The sequence below is a fragment of the Tabrizicola aquatica genome (genome assembly GCF_002900975.1).
GTDB lineage: Bacteria > Pseudomonadota > Alphaproteobacteria > Rhodobacterales > Rhodobacteraceae > Tabrizicola > Tabrizicola aquatica.
In genome coordinates this window covers 597713-614946 of record NZ_PJON01000001.1, presented here as the reverse complement: position 1 = coordinate 614946, position 17234 = coordinate 597713, and the positions used below count along the sequence as shown (strand labels likewise).

The 17234-nt window shown below is 65.8% G+C and carries 20 protein-coding genes; 5 read left to right on the top strand and 15 right to left on the bottom strand.

Annotated features, from left to right (window positions below; translation table 11 throughout):
• Positions 1 to 49: 49 nt before the first annotated feature.
• From CXR42_RS02985 to CXR42_RS02940, 10 genes are all read right to left on the bottom strand, one after another.
• Entirely contained in the window at positions 50 to 2737 is a 2688-nt protein-coding gene (locus tag CXR42_RS02985) for an ATP-binding protein (RefSeq protein WP_103256014.1), read from the bottom strand.
• Between the two features lies 1 nt (position 2738).
• Entirely contained in the window at positions 2739 to 2999 is a 261-nt protein-coding gene (locus CXR42_RS02980; protein WP_103256013.1) for a hypothetical protein, read from the bottom strand.
• On the bottom strand, positions 2999 to 3361 hold the full coding sequence (locus CXR42_RS02975; RefSeq protein WP_103256012.1) for a response regulator transcription factor: 363 nt from the start codon (positions 3359 to 3361) through the stop codon (positions 2999 to 3001). The genes CXR42_RS02980 and CXR42_RS02975 overlap by 1 nt, the downstream gene beginning before the upstream one ends.
• A gap of 62 nt (positions 3362 to 3423) precedes the next feature.
• Positions 3424 to 4716 (bottom strand): helix-turn-helix domain-containing protein, encoded by a 1293-nt coding sequence (locus CXR42_RS02970; protein WP_103256011.1) that lies wholly within the window; start codon positions 4714 to 4716, stop codon positions 3424 to 3426.
• A 51-nt stretch (positions 4717 to 4767) separates the two neighbouring features.
• Positions 4768 to 5151, bottom strand: coding sequence for a hypothetical protein (locus CXR42_RS02965; protein ID WP_103256010.1), 384 nt, complete (start codon positions 5149 to 5151; stop codon positions 4768 to 4770).
• A 100-nt stretch (positions 5152 to 5251) separates the two neighbouring features.
• Positions 5252 to 6232: an ABC transporter substrate-binding protein gene (locus tag CXR42_RS02960; protein WP_103256009.1), complete on the bottom strand. Its 981-nt coding sequence runs from the start codon at positions 6230 to 6232 to the stop codon at positions 5252 to 5254.
• Between the two features lie 39 nt (positions 6233 to 6271).
• Positions 6272 to 7117 carry an ABC transporter permease gene (locus tag CXR42_RS02955; RefSeq protein ID WP_103256008.1) on the bottom strand — a complete coding sequence of 282 codons (846 nt, stop codon included), beginning with the start codon at positions 7115 to 7117 and terminating at the stop codon, positions 6272 to 6274.
• A complete protein-coding gene (locus tag CXR42_RS02950; protein WP_103256007.1) occupies positions 7114 to 7989 on the bottom strand; it encodes an ABC transporter permease in 876 nt (291 codons plus the stop codon). The genes CXR42_RS02955 and CXR42_RS02950 overlap by 4 nt, the downstream gene beginning before the upstream one ends.
• Positions 7990 to 8059: 70 nt before the next feature.
• Positions 8060 to 8395 carry a hypothetical protein gene (locus CXR42_RS02945; RefSeq protein ID WP_103256006.1) on the bottom strand — a complete coding sequence of 112 codons (336 nt, stop codon included), beginning with the start codon at positions 8393 to 8395 and terminating at the stop codon, positions 8060 to 8062.
• Between the two features lie 60 nt (positions 8396 to 8455).
• Entirely contained in the window at positions 8456 to 9253 is a 798-nt protein-coding gene (locus CXR42_RS02940; protein WP_103256992.1) for an ABC transporter ATP-binding protein, read from the bottom strand.
• An 83-nt stretch (positions 9254 to 9336) separates the two neighbouring features.
• Here CXR42_RS02940 and CXR42_RS19440 point away from each other — a divergent pair, with 83 nt between their 5' ends.
• The gene (locus CXR42_RS19440) at positions 9337 to 9477 is read left to right on the top strand and encodes a hypothetical protein (RefSeq protein ID WP_180995951.1); all 141 of its coding nucleotides are present in this window, start codon (positions 9337 to 9339) and stop codon (positions 9475 to 9477) included.
• A gap of 23 nt (positions 9478 to 9500) precedes the next feature.
• Here the strand turns inward: CXR42_RS19440 and hydA are convergent, their stop codons facing one another.
• The 3 genes from hydA to CXR42_RS02925 all read right to left on the bottom strand — a co-directional run bounded on the left by hydA (position 9501) and on the right by CXR42_RS02925 (position 12711).
• Positions 9501 to 10952 carry a dihydropyrimidinase gene (gene hydA / locus CXR42_RS02935; protein WP_103256005.1) on the bottom strand — a complete coding sequence of 484 codons (1452 nt, stop codon included), beginning with the start codon at positions 10950 to 10952 and terminating at the stop codon, positions 9501 to 9503.
• 85 nt (positions 10953 to 11037) lie between these two features.
• Positions 11038 to 11322: a GIY-YIG nuclease family protein gene (locus tag CXR42_RS02930; RefSeq protein ID WP_103256991.1), complete on the bottom strand. Its 285-nt coding sequence runs from the start codon at positions 11320 to 11322 to the stop codon at positions 11038 to 11040.
• Positions 11323 to 11460: 138 nt separating this feature from the next.
• Positions 11461 to 12711 carry a Zn-dependent hydrolase gene (locus tag CXR42_RS02925; protein ID WP_103256004.1) on the bottom strand — a complete coding sequence of 417 codons (1251 nt, stop codon included), beginning with the start codon at positions 12709 to 12711 and terminating at the stop codon, positions 11461 to 11463.
• Positions 12712 to 12835: 124 nt separating this feature from the next.
• On the opposite strand from CXR42_RS02925, the gene CXR42_RS02920 reads away from it, so the two are divergent.
• From CXR42_RS02920 to CXR42_RS02905, 4 genes are all read left to right on the top strand, one after another.
• Positions 12836 to 13483, top strand: coding sequence for a TetR/AcrR family transcriptional regulator (locus CXR42_RS02920; RefSeq protein WP_103256003.1), 648 nt, complete (start codon positions 12836 to 12838; stop codon positions 13481 to 13483).
• A 10-nt stretch (positions 13484 to 13493) separates the two neighbouring features.
• Positions 13494 to 13946, top strand: coding sequence for a heme-degrading domain-containing protein (locus CXR42_RS02915; RefSeq protein ID WP_103256002.1), 453 nt, complete (start codon positions 13494 to 13496; stop codon positions 13944 to 13946).
• Between the two features lie 326 nt (positions 13947 to 14272).
• Positions 14273 to 14902 (top strand): TetR family transcriptional regulator C-terminal domain-containing protein, encoded by a 630-nt coding sequence (locus tag CXR42_RS02910; RefSeq protein WP_103256001.1) that lies wholly within the window; start codon positions 14273 to 14275, stop codon positions 14900 to 14902.
• A gap of 100 nt (positions 14903 to 15002) precedes the next feature.
• On the top strand, positions 15003 to 15293 hold the full coding sequence (locus CXR42_RS02905) for a hypothetical protein (RefSeq protein ID WP_146037987.1): 291 nt from the start codon (positions 15003 to 15005) through the stop codon (positions 15291 to 15293).
• Positions 15294 to 15299: 6 nt separating this feature from the next.
• Here CXR42_RS02905 and CXR42_RS02900 read toward each other — a convergent pair whose 3' ends face one another.
• Positions 15300 to 15836: a uridine kinase family protein gene (locus CXR42_RS02900; protein WP_146037986.1), complete on the bottom strand. Its 537-nt coding sequence runs from the start codon at positions 15834 to 15836 to the stop codon at positions 15300 to 15302.
• Positions 15837 to 15880: 44 nt separating this feature from the next.
• Positions 15881 to 17179, bottom strand: coding sequence for an NAD-dependent dihydropyrimidine dehydrogenase subunit PreA (preA, locus tag CXR42_RS02895; protein WP_103255998.1), 1299 nt, complete (start codon positions 17177 to 17179; stop codon positions 15881 to 15883).
• Between the last annotated feature and the right edge of the window lie 55 nt (positions 17180 to 17234).

Here is a 17234-nt window from a genome sequence, read left to right as displayed (position 1 = left end):
GCCACCCTAGGACAGGAAGCCTTCACAAAGGGTTAATCGCCCCCTGGGATCAGGTTGCCGGCTTCTCCAGCCGCAGGGGCACGGTCACGCGAAACCCGGCCCCGCCCTGCCCCGGCAGATAAACCACCGAGCCGCCCAGGTTCGCCATGATCTCGCGGCAGATCGCCAGCCCCAGACCAGCGCCGCCCGCCCGGTTTGCATCGGTCAGGCGGGCGAATTTCTCGAAGATCAGCGCCTGGCTTTCCTTGGGAATCCCCTTGCCGTTGTCGACGAAATCCACCATCGCCCGCCCGCCACGCTGGCGCACGGTGATGCGCAACTCCGGCCGCGCGGCATCGCAGTATTTCCGCGCGTTCGAGATCAGGTTGATGAAGACCTGCGTCAGCCGGTCGGCATCGGTCTTGACGTAAAACGCTTCGGACGGCAGGTCACGGTGGACGGTGAAAGACCGCTCGGGCCGCGTCTGACGGGCCGCAGTCAGCGCGGTGTCCAGCATCTGTTGCAGGCTGGCCAGCCCCAGGTTCAACTGCACCGTGCCGTTTTCCAGCACGCTCAGATCCAAGAGGTCGTCCAGCAGCCGGGTCAACCGCTTGGCTTCATCATGGATGATCCGGCCGTATTTCGCCACCTGCTCGGGCGGCAGGTCGCCCTCGGTCAGGATCTCGGAAAAGGCGCGGATCGAGGTCATCGGCGTGCGCAACTCATGGCTGATCTGGGACAGGAAGGCGTCCTTCTGGATCGAGAGCTGAGTCAACTTCTCGTTCGCCTCGCGCAAGGCGCCGGCAGTGCGGGTCAGCTCGGCCTCGCGCGCTTCAAGCTGGGCAGAATACTCCATGATATGGGCGGATTCGCTGGCCACGGCCATCAGGTCCTCGACCGTGACCGTGGCGCGGCCGACCAGCTGGCTGATCATCGCATGGGCCGTCGCCGCGCCCACAGACCCCGACAGCCGCGCCTCCAGCGTGTCCAGGAAAGCGGGGGTGGGATCGGGCAGATAGCCCTCCTTGCCCTGTTCGCGCGCCGCCGTCTGAAACAGCGACAGCGCGACCTCCTCGCCCAGGATGCGCTGCGCCATGGTCAGCAGGGCCTCGGGCTCTGCCTGACCACGGGCCCAGCGTTGCGGCCCGACCGCACCTTCGAACACGTTGACGAAGGCCGCGCCCTGCAACCGTTCCACCGGGCCGGGGAAGGTCAGCAGCGAGCCGATGCAAAAGGCCAGCGCATTCAGCACCAACGACCAGAACAGCGCATGGGTCAGGGGGTCCATCGCCTCGGTCCCGAACAGGCTGTAGGGCCGCAGCCAGGCCAGACCGAACAGCCCCTGATCGAAGACCGCCTGCGACAGCGCCGCCCCCGGCCCGAACGAGGGCAGGAACGAGGTGAAGGCCCAGACCGTAAAGCCGGTCACCAGCCCCAGCATCGCCCCCACCCGGGTCGAGCCGCGCCAGAAGAGGCCCCCGATCAGCGCGGGCAGCACCTGCGCCATGCCCAGGAAGGCGATCAGCCCGATGGCGGCCAGCGCCGCCGACCCACCCGAGACGTGATAGTAACCATATCCCAGCGCCAGGACGGCCCCAATGGCCAGCCGCCGCGCCATCAGGACCACGCCCCGCAGGTCGTCGCCCTGCCCCGCCGCAGCCGGCCGGAACCGCAGCCACAGCGGGATGACGATGTGGTTCGAGATCATCGTGGCCAGCGCGATCGATTCGACGATCACCATCGACGTGGCCGAGGAAAAACCGCCCAGGAAAGCCAGCATCGCCAGCCCGCCCTGCCCCTCGGACAGGGGCAGGGTCAGGACGAACATGTCGGGGTTCGCGCCTTCCGGCATCCGCTCCAGCCCGATGACGGCGATGGGCACGATGAACAGGCTCATCAGCATCAGATAGGCCGGGAAGGCCCAGCTGGCACGGGCCAGATGCCCTTCGTCATCGTTCTCGACCACCATGACCTGGAACATGCGCGGCAGGGTGATGACTGCCACCGCCGACAGGAAGATCAACCCGGCCCAGCGGCCGGGCTGGACCTGCCAGGCCGACAGTTCGGCCGCGTCGATCCGCTCCATGACCTCGCCCACGCCACCAGCGATGCCCCAGACGACAAAGGCCCCCACGGCGACCAGCGCGACCAGCTTCACCACCGCCTCGACTGCGATGGCCGTGACGATGCCGTGGTGCTGCTCCTTGGCGTCAAGGTTGCGCGTGCCGAACAGGATGGTGAACACCGCCAACCCTGCCGCCACCCAGATCGCCGTGCTTGCCGCATCGGGCGGGGTCACCCCATCCGGCGACCGCGTGGCAAAGACGCCAAAGGACAGCACCACCGATTGCAGTTGCAGCGCGATATAGGGTGTCGAGGCGATGACCGCGATCAGTGTCACGATCACACCCAGCGTGTTCGACTTGCCATAGCGCGACGAGATCAGGTCGGCGATCGAGGTCACCCGATACTGCCGCCCGATCCGCACCAGCTTGCGCAGCAGCCACCACCAGCCAATAAAGACCAGCGTCGGGCCAAAGTAGATCGTCAGGAACTCCAGCCCCGACCGCGCCGCATAGCCGACCGCGCCATAGAAGGTCCAGGCGGTGCAGTAGATCGACAAGGACAGCGTATAGACCAGGGGCGAGCGCAGCCAGACCAGCCGCCCGCTTTGCGCCCGACGTTCCACCATGAAGGCGACGGTGAACAGGAAGATCACATACAGAAGGCAGGCCGCGACCAGAAGGTTGAACTGCACCTCAGTCCTCCTCCTCGTCGCTGCCCTCGCCGGCGCGCAGGCCGGGGGCAAAGACGGCGGCCACGGCGATCAACACGCCCCAGACCAGGAAGAAATACACGACATCCGCCGACCGCAGCGAGACCTTGGCCTCGGGCGCCCAAAGCAGCGGCAGCAGCAAGAGCAGCATCCCAACCACCGGCAGCAGCCGCGCCGCATCACGCAGCCGGCGCCGCCGATAGGGCGCGCGGGCCAGAAACATCGGGCGGCGCGGGCGGCGCATCAGCCGCCCATCATCGCCCGGACCTCGGCCAGGATCTCGGCATTGGAGAAGGGTTTGGACATGAAACGATCCGCCCCGGCCTGTTCGGCCGCCTCGCGGTCACGCCCGCGCGCGGTCAGCATCATCACCGGCAGGGCCCGTGTCCGGGGATCGGCGCGCAGCGCGGCCAACACCTCCAGCCCCGACATGCCCGGCAGCATGTGGTCCAGGATCAGCAGATCGGGCGGTGACTGTCGTACCTGTGCCAGGGCCTCGGCCCCGTCGGCCATGTGCGATACCCGCCAGCCGTCGCGCGACAGGATGAAGCGGATCGCCTCGGCGATGTTCGCTTCGTCCTCCACCAGAAGCACGTGCCGTTCCACAAATCTCCCCCCGGCAGGCTTGCGCTGCCCTGCGGCCACTATCGGCGGATCGGGCGGCCATGTCAAAACCGACTTGCTTCCGCCTCTGCCGTCAGGATCGAGGGTTCGCGCCGCGCCACGCAGCCCGGGCGCGGACAGACGCGGCAACTGGAGCCGATCGGCAAGACCGGCCCGGTCCCGCCGCTGTCCGGCAGGATCAGCATCCCGGCCTCGCGCAGTTCGGGGCCCCGCAGCCCCAGCGGATGGCGCAGGGCCGAGACCGCGACCACCCGGTGCCGCCGCCCCGACTGGCCGGCAATCTCGACCGCGGTCTCGATCGGCAGTTGCTGCCGGGCCAGTGCTGCGTACAGCGGCCACAGCGGACAGGCCGCCCCAAAGCGCGGCAGGGGAAAACCGGCCGCGGGCTTGCGGAATGTCAGCGTCCCCGAGGCGTCGCACACCACCAGCCCCGCACCAAGATCCGGCAGGCTGGCGATCCGCCGCATTGCCACCAGGGGCGCGACCTGAAACCGCTCGGCAATCGCCAGGGGATCGGGGCCAAGCGCAACCAAGGCCTCGCGCAGCGCCGGTTCCGGCAGGGCCTGGGCGTCGGCTGCGGCCCGCGCCACATGGCCCCGCGCCAGCGCCCGCGCTGCCGGACCCTGCAGTTCGGCAATCTCGCCCTCCAGCCCCTCGGCCAGTTCGGCATCCTCCAGCCGCCAGCGGCGGGCGCTCAGCCAGTCCTCCACCTCTTCCTGGGGCGAGGCGATACCCTGCCCCGCCTGCTCGCCCCCGCTGTTCAGATACGCCACCAACGCCTCGGCCCCTGCGGCCAGACGTTCACTGTCGTGGCGCAGGTTGCGGTGAAATCGGGCGGCCCAGTCCGGCTCCAGATCCACGGTATCGGCCAGGATCGCCGCCGTCGCCCGGACCGAGGTCAGCGAGGACAAAAGCTCGTGCAGGGCCTGGCTCAGATGTGGGTCATGCGTCATCCTGTCGTTCAGCGCCTCGACCGCGCGTTCCAGCGTCTGGGCCTGCGATCCCAGGCGGACCAGAAGCGCAGCCCAACCGGGGAAACGGTCGGCGAACTCCTCCAGCCGCTCCAGCTCGGCCGGGGTCAGACCGCCGCGCGCCGCCGCGGCGCGCAGGTCCTCCAGCAGGGCCGGATTCTGCCCGCCCTCCAGCGCCGCCCGGTCCAGTCCCAGCGCCCCGGCCAGACGGTCCAAGACCTGGGGCGTGACCTTGCGGCGGTTGTGCTCGATCAGGTTCAGGTAGCTGGCCGAAATTCCCGCCGCCCCGGCGACATCCGCTTGGCGCAATCCGGCCGCCAACCGGCGTTCACGCAGTCTGGTTCCGGTCAGGGCGGATAGCGGCATGGGATCCTCCGCCCGTCAGCTTTACAAGCTGCGTGAAGCTTTACAACCAGTTTACTCGAAACTGGGAAAGCGATGGCCATAGAAGCTGACCGCCCGTATGGCGCAGTCCTGGACCGCCAGATGCAGATAGGCCCCCTCGTTCACCCCGGGGGCCGAGGTGTCATGCCCCAGCGCCGCGCGACCCAGGCCAGGACGCGGCCCCGCCCGTGAGCGCCAGAAGGCCACCTGCTCGTCCAGATGCGCCTCAAGCCGCGCTTCGCCCCGACCGCCGGTGATTTCGGAAATCCGTTCGGCGACCGCCAGGCAATAGGCCGCCTCGCCCTCTGTCGTGTCAGAGCCATACAGCAATCCCGGCGGCGCGGCGAAGCCCTGCCACCAGACGGTCGCCATCAGTCCCACCGCCGTCGCCACCAGACCGATTACAATCCCCTGCATCCCGATCCCACCTCTCCAGGACCAGGAAAGCCGCAAATGGTAAAGAAAAGGCGGATGCGACCCCGGGGCCGCATCCGCAGATTTCAGACAAGTCTAGCGATTACTGCGCCAGTGCGGCGTCGGTGATGACGCTGGTCCAGGCCCCTTCCGGTGCCTTGGTGATCACCGGGTCCGACCCGCCCGACAGCAGCGACGCCACAGTGCGTTCCGCCGCCGCCACGTCCAGCGCGCCGGTCGAACCAGCGGTCAGCTTGGCGACCTCGCCCATCATCCGTTTCTGGTGGGTCTCGGTCTGTGCGCCGGTCTGGTCGTTCTCCAGCACGATCATCGCCGCTTCGTCCGGGTTCGCCTCGGCGTATTTCCAGCCCTTCATGCTCGCACGGACGAATTTGACCATCGTCTCCTGGAAGGCCGGGTCGGCCAGGCGATCCTCAAGCACGTACAGCCCGTCCTCCAGCGTTGCCACGCCTTGCTCTTCATACTTGAAGGTCATCAGCTGATCCTCGGTGATCCCGGCATCGATGACCTGCCAGTATTCGTTGTAGGTCATGGTCGAGATGCAGGCCGCCTGCTTCTGCAGCAAGGGATCGACGTTGAAGCCCTGCTTCAGCACGGTTACCCCGCCCGGCGATCCATCGGTCGCCAGCCCAAGCTGCGACATCCACGACAGGAACGGATATTCGTTCCCGAAGAACCAGACACCCAGCGTCTTGTCCGCGAAATCGGCGGGCGAGGTGATCCCGGTTTCCTTGAGGCAGGTCAGCATCATGCCAGAGGAGGCGAAGGGCTGGGCGATATTCACCAGCGGCAGGCCCTTCTCGCGCGCGGCAAGGGCGGCCGGCATCCAGTCCACCATCACATCCGCCCCGCCACCCGCGATCACCTGGGTCGGCGCGATGTCCGGCCCGCCGGGCAGGATGGTGACGTTCAGGCCCTCTTCCTCATAGAACCCCTTGGCTTGGGCGACGTAATAGCCCGCGAACTGCGCCTGGGTGACCCATTTCAGCTGCAGCTTCACATCCTCGGCGCTGGCGCTGGTGGCCATCGCCGCCACGAAGGCCGCCGTCATCAGTTTCTTCATCTTCGTTCTCCCGTGTTGAGCCCGCTCTCGGGGCCTTTGTTAATGCCGTTGCGACGGGTGCCAGAAGGTCACCCAACGTTCGATCAGCGTGATCAGCCCGTAAAAGACCGACCCCGCCAGGGCCGCGACCGCAATCGTGGCCCAAACCATGTCAAGGCCAAGCCGCCCCACCTCGGTCGAGATGCGGAAGCCCATGCCATAAATCGGACTGCCGAAAAACTCGGCAACAATCGCGCCGATCAGGGCCAGTGTCGATGCAATTTTAAGCCCGTTGAAGATGAAAGGCATGGCCGCAGGCAGCCGCAGTTTCAGCAGACTTTGCCCATAACTCGCCCCCCAGGTCGCCATCAGATCGCGCTGCATCCGCTCGGATGCCTGCAGGCCCGCGACGATGTTCACCAGCATCGGGAAGAACACCATCACCACAACGACCGCCGCCTTGGACTGCCAGTCAAAGCCGAACCACATCACCAGAATCGGGGCAAGGCCGACGATCGGCAGCGCCGCGACAAAGTTGCCGATGGGTAGAAGGCCGCGTTGCAGAAAGGGGGAACGGTCGATGGCAATCGCCACCAGGAACGCCGCCCCGGCCCCGATCAGGAAACCGGGAATGGCCCCCTTCAGGATCGTCTGCGCGAAATCCTGCCACAGCACTGGCAGTTCCACCGCGATCTTTGCCGCGATGACGCTGGGGGCGGGCAGGATCACCGGTGAGACGCCCAGGCCGCGCACCAACCCCTCCCACAGGACCAGCACGGTGGCCCCGAAAATCAGCGGCACCAGGGCGCGGCCCAGGCCAGTCGTTGACACCCGGCTTCCCGCCAGCCAGACGTTCAGCGCCCAGGCCGCCAGCCAGACCCCCACTGCAAGCCAAAGCGCGGTCATGCCGGCACCCCCATCCGCTTGCGGGCTGCCCGTTCCAGGAAGCCCACCACCAGGATCAGCAGCCCCGCCAGGATCGCCGCCGCGAACAGGCTGGCCCACATGATCAACGGCTCCCCGAACTGCGAGCCGATCAGCATCCGCGCCCCCAGCCCCTCGATGGCCCCGGTCGGCAACTCGCCCACGATGGTGCCCACCAGGCTTGCCGCGACCGCCACCTTCAGCGAGGCGAAGAAATACGGCATCGAGGCTGGCAGCCGCAGCTTCAGGAAGGTCGCCGCCTCGCCCGCGCCATAGGTGCGAAGCAGGTCAAGCTGCATCTGGTCGGGGCTGCGCAACCCCTTCACCATGCTGACCAGCACCGGGAAGAACGACAGATAGGCCGCAATGATCGCCTTCGGCAGATCGCGCCCCTGCAACCCAAGCTGGCTGGACAAGGTGATGATCATCGGCGCCAGCGCCACGATGGGAATCGTCTGGCTGATGATCGCCCAGGGCATGACCGACATGTCCATCACCCGGAACCGGATAATCGCCATCGCCAGTAGTACGCCAAAGGCAATCCCCAGCCCAAAGCCCATCATCGTGCCCTTGAAGGTGACGTAGGCGTGGTAGACCAGGCTGCGCTTCGAGGTGATGGCCTGCCCGAACAGGCCCTGCCACAGCTCTGCCGCGACCTGATGCGGCGGCGGCAGCAGGGGGCGGTCCTGGCTCATGGTCTGCGGAATTACCTCGGCCCAGGTCACAGTGGCCCCCGCCCGCTCGGCCTGGTCAAAGACCCAGGTCGCGTTCATCCAGACGGCGGCCGCGTACCACAGGGCAAGGATCATCCCCAGCACCGTCAGAACCGGCAGCACCGTTGCGCGCGCGTTCATGCAGCCCCCGATTTCATCTTTGCCCAAATATCCCCGCCGGAGGCATCTGCCCCTGAACCCTGCGCCACGCTCATCCCTTCGCCCCCGTCGGCCAGGCGATCATCGCAACGGCGACAATCCCCAGCGCCATGCCGGCCAGCTGCAAGCCGGTCGGCCGCTCGCCAAAGACAAAGATCGCCATGACGCTGATCGCCACCAGTTGAAAGATCGCCGACAGCGCGATGGCCAACCCCAGACCGTTCGCCTTCATCACCTGGACCATCAGCCAGTTGCCCAGGCAGAACAGCGCGAGCGCGCCGACCAGCACCGGAACCTGCCCCTTGGTCGCATAGACCTTCAACACCCCATTGGCGGCTACGAACACCGCCGTCGCCGCCCCCAGCCACAGAAAGCTCAGCGCGGTCATCGGCGCACCTTTGTCTGCACGAAAGCCAGACGGGTGCCAGACAGATGCCCGAGGCTTGACCTAGTCCTCATGATGCCCGGCCCGCAGCCCCTCCCGCACCCGGTGGGCGATCTCGATGAACTCGCGGCTATCGCGGATATCCAGCGGCCGTTCCTTCGGCAGGGGACTGTCGATCACATCGGTGATCCGCCCCGGACGCGGCGACATGACGACGATCTTGGTCGACAGATAGACCGCCTCGGGGATGGAATGGGTGACGAACCCAATGGTTTTCCCCGTGCGCGCCCAAAGCTTCAGCACTTCCTCGTTCAGGCGGTCCCGCACGATTTCGTCCAGCGCGCCAAAGGGTTCGTCCATGAGGAGGATATCCGCGTCAAAGGCCAGGGCCCGTGCGATGCTGGCGCGCTGCTGCATCCCGCCCGAAAGCTGCCAGGGGAACTTCTTGCCAAAGCCCTTCAGCTCCACCAACTCCAACACCCGTTCGGTCCGCTCTTCCTGCTCGGCCTTGGAAAATCCCATGATCTCAAGGGGAAGCCGGATATTCCCGGCAATCGTCCGCCAGGGATACAGCCCCGCCGCCTGAAAGACATAGCCATAGGCCCGCTTCCGCCGCGCCTCGTCCGGCGACATTCCATTGACCGTCAGCGTGCCACTGGTCGGATGCTCCAAAGCCGCGATGGCCCGCAGGAAGGTCGTCTTCCCGCACCCACTTGGCCCGATGAAGCTGACAAAGTCGCCCCGGTTGATCACCAGGTTGACATCCTTCAACGCCTGCACCGGCCCGTCGGCGGTCTGGAACACCAGGTCGACCCCCTTGGCCTCGATCACCGGCTGGCTCAGGCTTGCCGTATCCTTCACGCCCACATCCCTTCACATTCCCGTTGCCCGCAGATGCGATCCTTGACGCGCGCCACCACCTTGGTCGGCACAGGAGGACCGCCATGCTTTACAACGCCTTGCAGACGACCCTCGCCTTTGCCCCCGCGCCCGAGGATCTGGACGACGTCCATTTCGACACCCCGGTGATCGCTTTCGCACCGCATCCCGCCGACGACGAGGAAAGCGAACAAGGGGAGCCGTAGAACAGGCGGGGTTTCTGTCGCCATCACACCCCCGTCGCCGGAATACCCGCCCGCTCCACCGGCCGGGGGGCGGTAAGATCCTTCCACTGGGTCAGAGCGCGGTTGACCGCGGGGCGGGCCTCCCGCGCAACGAACTTGCCATGGCCTTCCTGAGTGCGCACCTCACCATCGTGGATCGCGACGTGGCCGCGGGTCAGGGTGAACCGTGGCAGGCCCTTGACCTTCTGGCCCTCGAACACGTTGTAGTCGATCTTCGACTGCTGGCTGCCTGCGCCGATGGTCTTTTCCCTCTCCGGATCCCAGACCACAAGGTCCGCATCCGCCCCCACCAGAACGGCACCCTTCTTCGGGTAGCAGTTCAGGATTTTCGCGATATTGGTTGAGGTTACAGCGACAAATTCATTTGGCGTCAGCCGGCCCGTGCCAACCCCATGGGTCCAGAGCATCGGCATCCGATCCTCCAAGCCTCCGGTCCCGTTCGGAATCTTGGAGAAGTCGCCGACCCCGAACCGCTTCTGTTCGGTCGTAAAGCTGCAATGGTCGGTCGCCACCACCGAAAGCGACCCGCTCATCAGCCCGGCCCACAGGCTGTCCTGATGCTGCTTGTTGCGGAAGGGCGGCGACATCACCCGGCGGGCGGCGTGGTCCCAGTCGGGGTGGAAATATTCGCTTTCGTCCAGCGTCAGGTGCTGGATCAGCGGTTCGCCCCAAACGCGTTTCCCCTGCTGGCGCGCCCGGCGGATCGCCTCATGTGCGTCCTCGCAAGAGACGTGGACGACATACAGCGGCACCCCGGCCATATCGGCAATCATGATCGCGCGGTTGGTCGCCTCGCCCTCCACCTGCGGCGGGCGGGAATAGGCGTGACCCTCCGGCCCCGTGTTGCCTTCCTTCAGCAGCTTCGCCGTCAGTTCCGCCACCACATCGCCATTCTCGGCATGGACCATGGCAAGGCCGCCAACGTCACCGACCCGGCGGAAAGAGTTGAACAACTCGTCGTCGTTCACCATCAACGCGCCCTTGTAGGCCATGAAGTGCTTGAAGCTGGTGATCCCCGCCTTGGCGCTGTCCTCGATCCCCTGCCAGACCTTCTCGCCCCACCAGGTGACGGCCATGTGGTAGGAATAATCGCAGGTCGCGCGGGTGGACTTGTTCGACCAGACCTTGGCCGCGTCCATCAGGTCCTGGCCCTGGCCGGGCAGGATGAAGTCGACGACCATCGTGGTCCCGCCACTCAGCGCCGCCCGCGTGCCGCTTTCAAAGTCATCCGCCGAGTAGGTGCCCATGAAGGGCATCTCCAGGTGCGTATGCGGGTCGATCCCGCCGGGCATCACATAGCAGCCGGTCGCATCCAGCTCTGTCCCGCCCTTGAGGCCCGGCCCGATCTCGGTGATCACCCCGTTCTCCACCCGCACATCGGCCTTGTAGGTGAGGTCGGCGGTAACGACGGTGCCGTTCTTGATGATGGTGGTCATGTGCGGCTCCTTAAGGAAATGGGGATGCCCGTCCCGGGCCTGACCCGGGACCTCCGGTTTATCCGAATACAGACAGTCGCCGGTATTAGACCGGAATATGCGAAGTGACGTCCTGCCAGTTCGGGTTGCGCTCGGCAATCAGCGCATTCTTCCACGCCCGCGGCCAGCGCTTCATGGCGCGTTCGCGTTGCAGACTTGTGTTGAAGTCCTCGTGGCATTCGAACCAGACCAGTGTGCGGATCTTGTACTTTGCCGTATGAACGGACGCCCCGGCGCGATGCGCTTCGACCCGAGCGGCGAGGTTGCCCGTGCGACCAATGTAGATCGCTCCGCCTGGTCGAGAGGCCATGATGTAGACGAAATGCGCCATGAACGCAGATTGCTGCGCCTCGGTTAACCAAAGGTAAACCCCGCCCCGGACTTGATCCGGGGCCTCCATCGGCAAGCGGCACCGCATGTTGGAAATCGAGGTCCCGGGTCAAGCCCGGGACGGGAGTCCTTTGATCCCTCACCCCACCACCTCCGCCACCTCAAGCACCGCGTGCAGCAGCACATCCGTCCCTGCCGCGGCCCATTCGGGCGAGATGCTTTCGGCCTCGTTATGGGAAAGCCCGTCCACACACGGGCACATCACCATCACCGTGGGGGCGACGCGGTTGATCCAGCAGGCGTCGTGACCGGCGCCCGAGACGATGTCCATGTGGGAATAGCCCAGCTTTTCAGCGCTCTGGCGGACGATCTTCACAAGGCCGGGGTCAAAGGTGACGGGGTCGAAGTGGCCCACGTCCTCGATCTCACAGCCCAGCCCCAGCTCCTTCGCCACCGCATGGGCGGCGCGGATGACCTCGGCCTTCATCGCATCCAGCTTCGCCTGTTCGGGCGAGCGGATGTCGACCGTGAACACAACTTTTCCCGGTATCACGTTGCGGCTATTGGGAAAAACCTTCACCTGCCCCACCGCGCCCACGGCGTTCGGCTGGTGGCTCATCGCGATCTGGTGGACGCGTTCGGTGATACGCGCCATGCCAAGCCCCGCGTTCACGCGCAGGTTCATGGGGGTCGATCCGGTATGGGCGTCCTTGCCGGTCAGCGTGATCTCCAGCCACCAGAGGCCCTGCCCATGGGTCACGACGCCGATCTCTTTCCCCTCGGCCTCAAGAATAGGCCCCTGCTCGATGTGCAGTTCCAGCATCGCGTGCATCTTGCGGGCACCGACCTTCTCGTCGCCGACCCAGCCGATACGGGCCAACTCCTCACCAAAGATCTTGCCATCCAGATCGCGGCGCGACTTGGCATATTCCTCGGTATGGATGCCAGCAAAGACACCCGAGGCCAGCATGGCGGGGGCAAACCGTGCGCCTTCCTCGTTGGTCCAGTTCGTCACCACGATCGGGTGCTTGGTCTTCACGCCCATGTCGTTCAGCGTGCGAACCACCTCCAGCGCGCCAAGGACGCCGAGGACGCCGTCATACTTCCCGCCCGTCGGCTGGGTGTCCAGATGCGACCCCATGTAGACCGGCAGCGCGTCAGGGTCAGTCCCCGCCCGCGTGGCGAACATGTTGCCCATCGTGTCGACGCCCATCGACATGCCCGCCGCCTGACACCAGCGCTGGAAAAGGTGGCGGCCCTCAGAATCCGCATCGGTCAGGGTCTGCCGGTTGCAGCCCCCCGCAATTCCGGGGCCGATCTTGGCCATCTCTTCAAGCGAATCCCACAGACGTGCAGGATCGATCCGCAGGTTGTCCCCGGTGGCTGGCATCAGCGTAGCTCCCTGTTCGCGCCGGGGCCATGCTGCCCCTTGCCGCGACTCGTTTCCTGACCGTATGGTCAAGGTGAAGCGCAACACAACCTGACCAACCGGTCAACAAGAATATGGGACCTGGATGAGCGTTGATGCCCAGATTTCGCGCCTGAAACCGGGCCGCCGCACAGATATCCGGCGCGAGAATGAGCGGGCCATCCTGGAGGCCGCCGAGAAGGTCTTTGCCGAGGCCGGGTTCGGCGGTGCGACCATGCAGCTGATCGCCGACATGGCGGGGCTGCCGAAGGCGAACCTGCACTACTACTTCGCCACCAAGGAGGACCTTTACCGCCGCGTGGTGCAGCAGATCTTCGAGATCTGGCTGGATGCGGCGTCAAGCTTCGACAATGCGCCGGGGCCGGTGGAAGGGATCGGCGCCTATATCGACGCCAAGATGGACATCAGCCGCACCCATCCGCATGGCTCCAAGGTCTGGGCGTCCGAGGTGATGCACGGCGCGCCCGTGATCCAGGACTATCTGGAAACCACGCTGCGTGACTGGACCGAGGGGCGGATCGCGGTGATCCAGCGCTGGATAAACGAAGGGAAGATGCAGCCGATCAACCCGCGGCACCTACTGTACATGCTTTGGGCCACGACGCAGCACTATGCCGACTTCGGCCACCAGATCCAGACTTTGAACGACGGGAAGCCCCTGACCGACAAACAGTGGCGCGAGGCGAAGGCCAGCGTGAAGGACATGGTCCTGCGTGGCATCGGCGCAATCTAGGGGGACGGGCATGGAGATTTCCGAAATCGAGGCGGAATTCGCCGCGCTGGAACTGCCGAAGTTCGATGAAACGCTGGCGCTGCGGCTGGGCGAGGTGCTGATCGACCTGGCGCTGGCCGACGATCTGCCCGTGGTCATCAACATCCGCACCGCCGACCGGACCCTGTTTCATGCGGCCCTGCCCGGCTCGGCCCCGTTGAACGATCTTTGGGCCCGGCGCAAGTCGAACACTGCGCTCCTGTTCCTCTTGCCGACGCTGCTGGTGGGCCGGCGCAACAAGGCCAGGGGCGAGACGCTGGTGCGTCATGGCCTGGACCCGGCCGACTATGCCGACAATGGCGGCGCGGTGCCGGTCCGGGTCAAGGGCTTGGGCGTGGTCGCTGTTGCCACCGTCTCGGGCCTGCCGCAGGTCGAGGATCACAAGCTGGTGGTGCGCGGCCTGAAGGCCTTGATGACGGGCTGAAACGCACCGCATCCCCTTGCAGAGGCCCGTCCCGCACCTATCTGCGCTGCGGGAACAACAAGGGAGATCAACATGTTCACCGGCCTCAAGCGTTCGCTGCTGATCATCGTCGCCATACTGACGGTGCTGCCCTGGGGCATGATGCAACTGGTCCAGTAAGCGGACCCAAGGCCCGCGCCTACGCCCCCGAAGGTTCGGGTGTCGCCGCCCCCCTGCCCGGCCGATCCGCCCTGTGGGCTGCCGCAAGGCCGGGCACATCAGGCGAAGCGTTTGACCTTGCACTTGCCCCCGCGCTATCCAAGGGGTCCGTCCGTCCAAGGTTCCCAATGCCGCCAAGTGCCCGCCCCCGCTCCCGCATCCAGCAAAGGAACCGTGAGGTCATCCTGGACGCCGCGCTTGAGGTTTTCTCGCAGCACGGATTTCGGGGTGCGACCCTGGACCAGATCGCCGAGGTGGCCGGCCTGTCGAAGCCCAACCTGCTGTATTATTTTCCGTCCAAGGAAGCCGTACACAAGGCGCTCTTGACCGGGCTTCTGGATACCTGGCTTGATCCTTTGCGCGCGATGAACCCCGGCGGGGAACCCCTGGCCGAGATCATGGCCTACGTCCGGCGCAAGCTGGACCTTGCCCGCGACTACCCCCGGGAAAGCCGCCTGTTCGCGGGCGAGATCCTGCAGGGTGCCCCCCGGATGCGCGAGGCGATCGAGGGCGACCTGCGCGATCTGGTGGACGAAAAGGCCCGCACTCTGCGCCGCTGGATGGAGGAAGGCCGCATTGCCCGCGTAGATCCGGTGCATCTGATCTTCTCGATCTGGGCGCTGACGCAGCATTACGCCGATTTCGACGTGCAGGTCCGAGCGGTGCTGGGCCCGGGCCACGATCCCTTTGCCGAAGCAGGCAGTTTCCTGGAAACGCTTTTCGCGCGCCTCTTGGCCACCGGTCAGGCCCCTGGCTGAAGAGTCGAATTTTCGGCATTTCCCGCAGGCCAGGCCGCCCGATTTCGGCTAGTGTCGCGGATGGGGGCGTCTGATCTTTGGGGGACGCAAAATGGGTATCATGTCTGCCGTCCGGTCGCAGGTGCCGGTGCCGGCTTTGCCACCACCGCCTGCCAGCCCAGCCAGCGAACGCGCGCCGGCGGCACAGTCGATTTCGGCGGTATCGCAACCGGACCGGCCACAGGCTGTCCGGCAGCCCGAGACAACCTCGGGTGCGGTTGGCGTTCAGCTCGCCGCCGTGGATGAAGGCAAGGAGCCCGTGGTCGCTGCCCGCGTGGCGGCCGAAGCCGCACGCGACGCCTATATCCGCGCCAGCATCGCCGCCGGGGTCAATCCATTGCCGCTGCCGTAACTTGGGTCAGCCTTCACCGTCCAGCACCAGGTCGAACTGGTCGGCGGGGGCGGCATGGGCAAAATACCAGTCCTCAGCCTCGTGCCACTGGGTTTCCCACGGCCCGATCTCACCTTCGCGCGCCAGAAGGCGCACAAGACGCACGGCATCCGGCACGCGCAGCAACAGGCGCAGGTCGGTCAGATCGGCCAGTTCCGGCCGCGCCGAATAGGTGCCCTCCAGGATCACCAGCCGGGCTGGCGCGACTCTGGTCGCCTGCGCGGACCGGCTGCCGTCGAAAGCATCCCAGTCAAAGGCGTGCCAGGCGGCCGCCTGCCCCCGTTTCAGCAGGCCAAGCACCCGGCGCTGGTCCTGCCAGTCGATGCAGCGCGCTGCACGGCTGGCCGGGGGATCGCCCAGGATCCCGGTCCCCCCGGCATAGAAGTCATCGCCCTCGATCACCAGGCCGCCGAATTGCTCGGCAAGCTGAGCAGCCAGGGTCGACTTGCCGACCCCGCTGCGCCCGTCCACCGCCACGACGACCGGACCAACTGCCCTATCCAAGGACGACGCGACCAGCCCCGCCGCTCGCGCCAGAGCGTTCCCGCTCACTCGGCCGCGCGGGCCATCGGGTTGTTCGGATGCGTGGTCCAGTTGGCATAGTCGCCCACCACCTTGCCGGTGCGCAGGTCAACGCTGCCCTTCGGCAGTTCGCGCATGGTGATGCAGTTGTCCACCGGACAAACATCGACGCACAGGTTGCAGGCCACGCATTCGTCGTCCTTCACCGTGAACACGCGATCCGGCGACATGGCGATGGCCTGGTGGCTGGTATCCTCGCACGCCGCATAGCAGCGCCCGCACGAGATACACAGGTCCTGGTCGATCTGCGCCTTGGTGACGTAGTTCAGGTTCAGGTGCTGCCATTCGACAAAGTTCGGCACCGCGCGACCGATCAGGTCGTTCAGCGACATCTGCTTTTCGTCCAGGTATTGCGACAGGCCCGAGATCATCTCTTGCACGATCTTGAAGCCATAGGTCATCGCCGCCGTGCAGACCTGCACATTGCCCGCGCCAAGCGCCATGAACTCGGCCGCATCGCGCCAGGTGGTCACCCCGCCGATGCCGCTGATCGGCAGGCCGCGGGTTTCCTCGTGCCGGGCGATCTCGGCCACCATGTTCAGCGCGATGGGCTTGACCGCCGGGCCGCAATACCCGCCGTGCGAGCCCTTGCCGTCGATCATCGGGAAGGGCGAGAAGGCGTCCAGATCGACATTTGTGATCGACTTGATGGTGTTGATCAGGGAAACCGCATCCGCCCCGCCACGGTTCGCCGCCAGCGCGGGCGGCAGGATCGAGGTGACGTTGGGCGTCAGCTTCACGATGCAGGGCATGCGGCTGTATTGCTTGACCCAGCGGGTCACCATCTCGATGTATTCCGGCACCTGCCCCACGGCGCTGCCCATGCCGCGTTCGGCCATGCCGTGCGGGCAGCCGAAGTTGAGTTCCACCCCGTCCGCCTCGGTATCCTCGATCCGCTTCAGGATGTCCTTCCAAGATTCCTCGTCACAAGGGACCATCAGGGAAATCACCAGCGCACGGTCCTTCCACTTGCGCTTGACCTCCTTGATCTCCTGCAGGTTCACCTCCAGCGGGCGGTCGGTGATCAGTTCGATGTTGTTCAGCCCCAGAAGGCGGCGGTCGGCCCCCCAGATCGCGCCATAGCGCGGGCCGTTGACGTTGACGATCGGCGGGCCTTCCGCGCCCAGGGTTTTCCACACCACACCACCCCAGCCCGCCTCGAACGCGCGCTCGACGTTGTATTTCTTGTCCGTGGGCGGGGCCGAAGCCAGCCAGAACGGGTTCGGCGACTTGATGCCAATGAAATTCGAGCTGAGGTCAGCCATGGGACGCCTCCTTGCGGCACGCTGGGAGTGGATGGGGGGATGTAAGGTGGGCGAT

Bases quoted from the DNA above. Each gene is read 5' to 3' on its own strand.
- CXR42_RS02955 (WP_103256008.1), bottom strand. From the start codon at position 7,117: ATGACCGCGCTTTGGCTTGCAGTGGGGGTCTGGCTGGCGGCCTGGGCG.
- CXR42_RS02950 (WP_103256007.1), bottom strand. From the start codon at position 7,989: ATGAACGCGCGCGCAACGGTGCTGCCGGTTCTGACGGTGCTGGGGATG.
- CXR42_RS02945 (WP_103256006.1), bottom strand. From the start codon at position 8,395: ATGACCGCGCTGAGCTTTCTGTGGCTGGGGGCGGCGACGGCGGTGTTC.
- CXR42_RS19440 (WP_180995951.1), top strand. From the start codon at position 9,337: ATGCTTTACAACGCCTTGCAGACGACCCTCGCCTTTGCCCCCGCGCCC.
- CXR42_RS02980 (WP_103256013.1), bottom strand. From the start codon at position 2,999: ATGCGCCGCCCGCGCCGCCCGATGTTTCTGGCCCGCGCGCCCTATCGG.
- CXR42_RS02915 (WP_103256002.1), top strand. From the start codon at position 13,494: ATGGAGATTTCCGAAATCGAGGCGGAATTCGCCGCGCTGGAACTGCCG.
- preA (WP_103255998.1), bottom strand. From the start codon at position 17,179: ATGGCTGACCTCAGCTCGAATTTCATTGGCATCAAGTCGCCGAACCCG.
- CXR42_RS02965 (WP_103256010.1), bottom strand. From the start codon at position 5,151: ATGCAGGGGATTGTAATCGGTCTGGTGGCGACGGCGGTGGGACTGATG.
- CXR42_RS02970 (WP_103256011.1), bottom strand. From the start codon at position 4,716: ATGCCGCTATCCGCCCTGACCGGAACCAGACTGCGTGAACGCCGGTTG.
- CXR42_RS02930 (WP_103256991.1), bottom strand. From the start codon at position 11,322: ATGGCGCATTTCGTCTACATCATGGCCTCTCGACCAGGCGGAGCGATC.
- CXR42_RS02925 (WP_103256004.1), bottom strand. From the start codon at position 12,711: ATGCCAGCCACCGGGGACAACCTGCGGATCGATCCTGCACGTCTGTGG.
- hydA (WP_103256005.1), bottom strand. From the start codon at position 10,952: ATGACCACCATCATCAAGAACGGCACCGTCGTTACCGCCGACCTCACC.
- CXR42_RS02920 (WP_103256003.1), top strand. From the start codon at position 12,836: ATGAGCGTTGATGCCCAGATTTCGCGCCTGAAACCGGGCCGCCGCACA.
- CXR42_RS02910 (WP_103256001.1), top strand. From the start codon at position 14,273: ATGCCGCCAAGTGCCCGCCCCCGCTCCCGCATCCAGCAAAGGAACCGT.
- CXR42_RS02905 (WP_146037987.1), top strand. From the start codon at position 15,003: ATGTCTGCCGTCCGGTCGCAGGTGCCGGTGCCGGCTTTGCCACCACCG.
- CXR42_RS02960 (WP_103256009.1), bottom strand. From the start codon at position 6,232: ATGAAGAAACTGATGACGGCGGCCTTCGTGGCGGCGATGGCCACCAGC.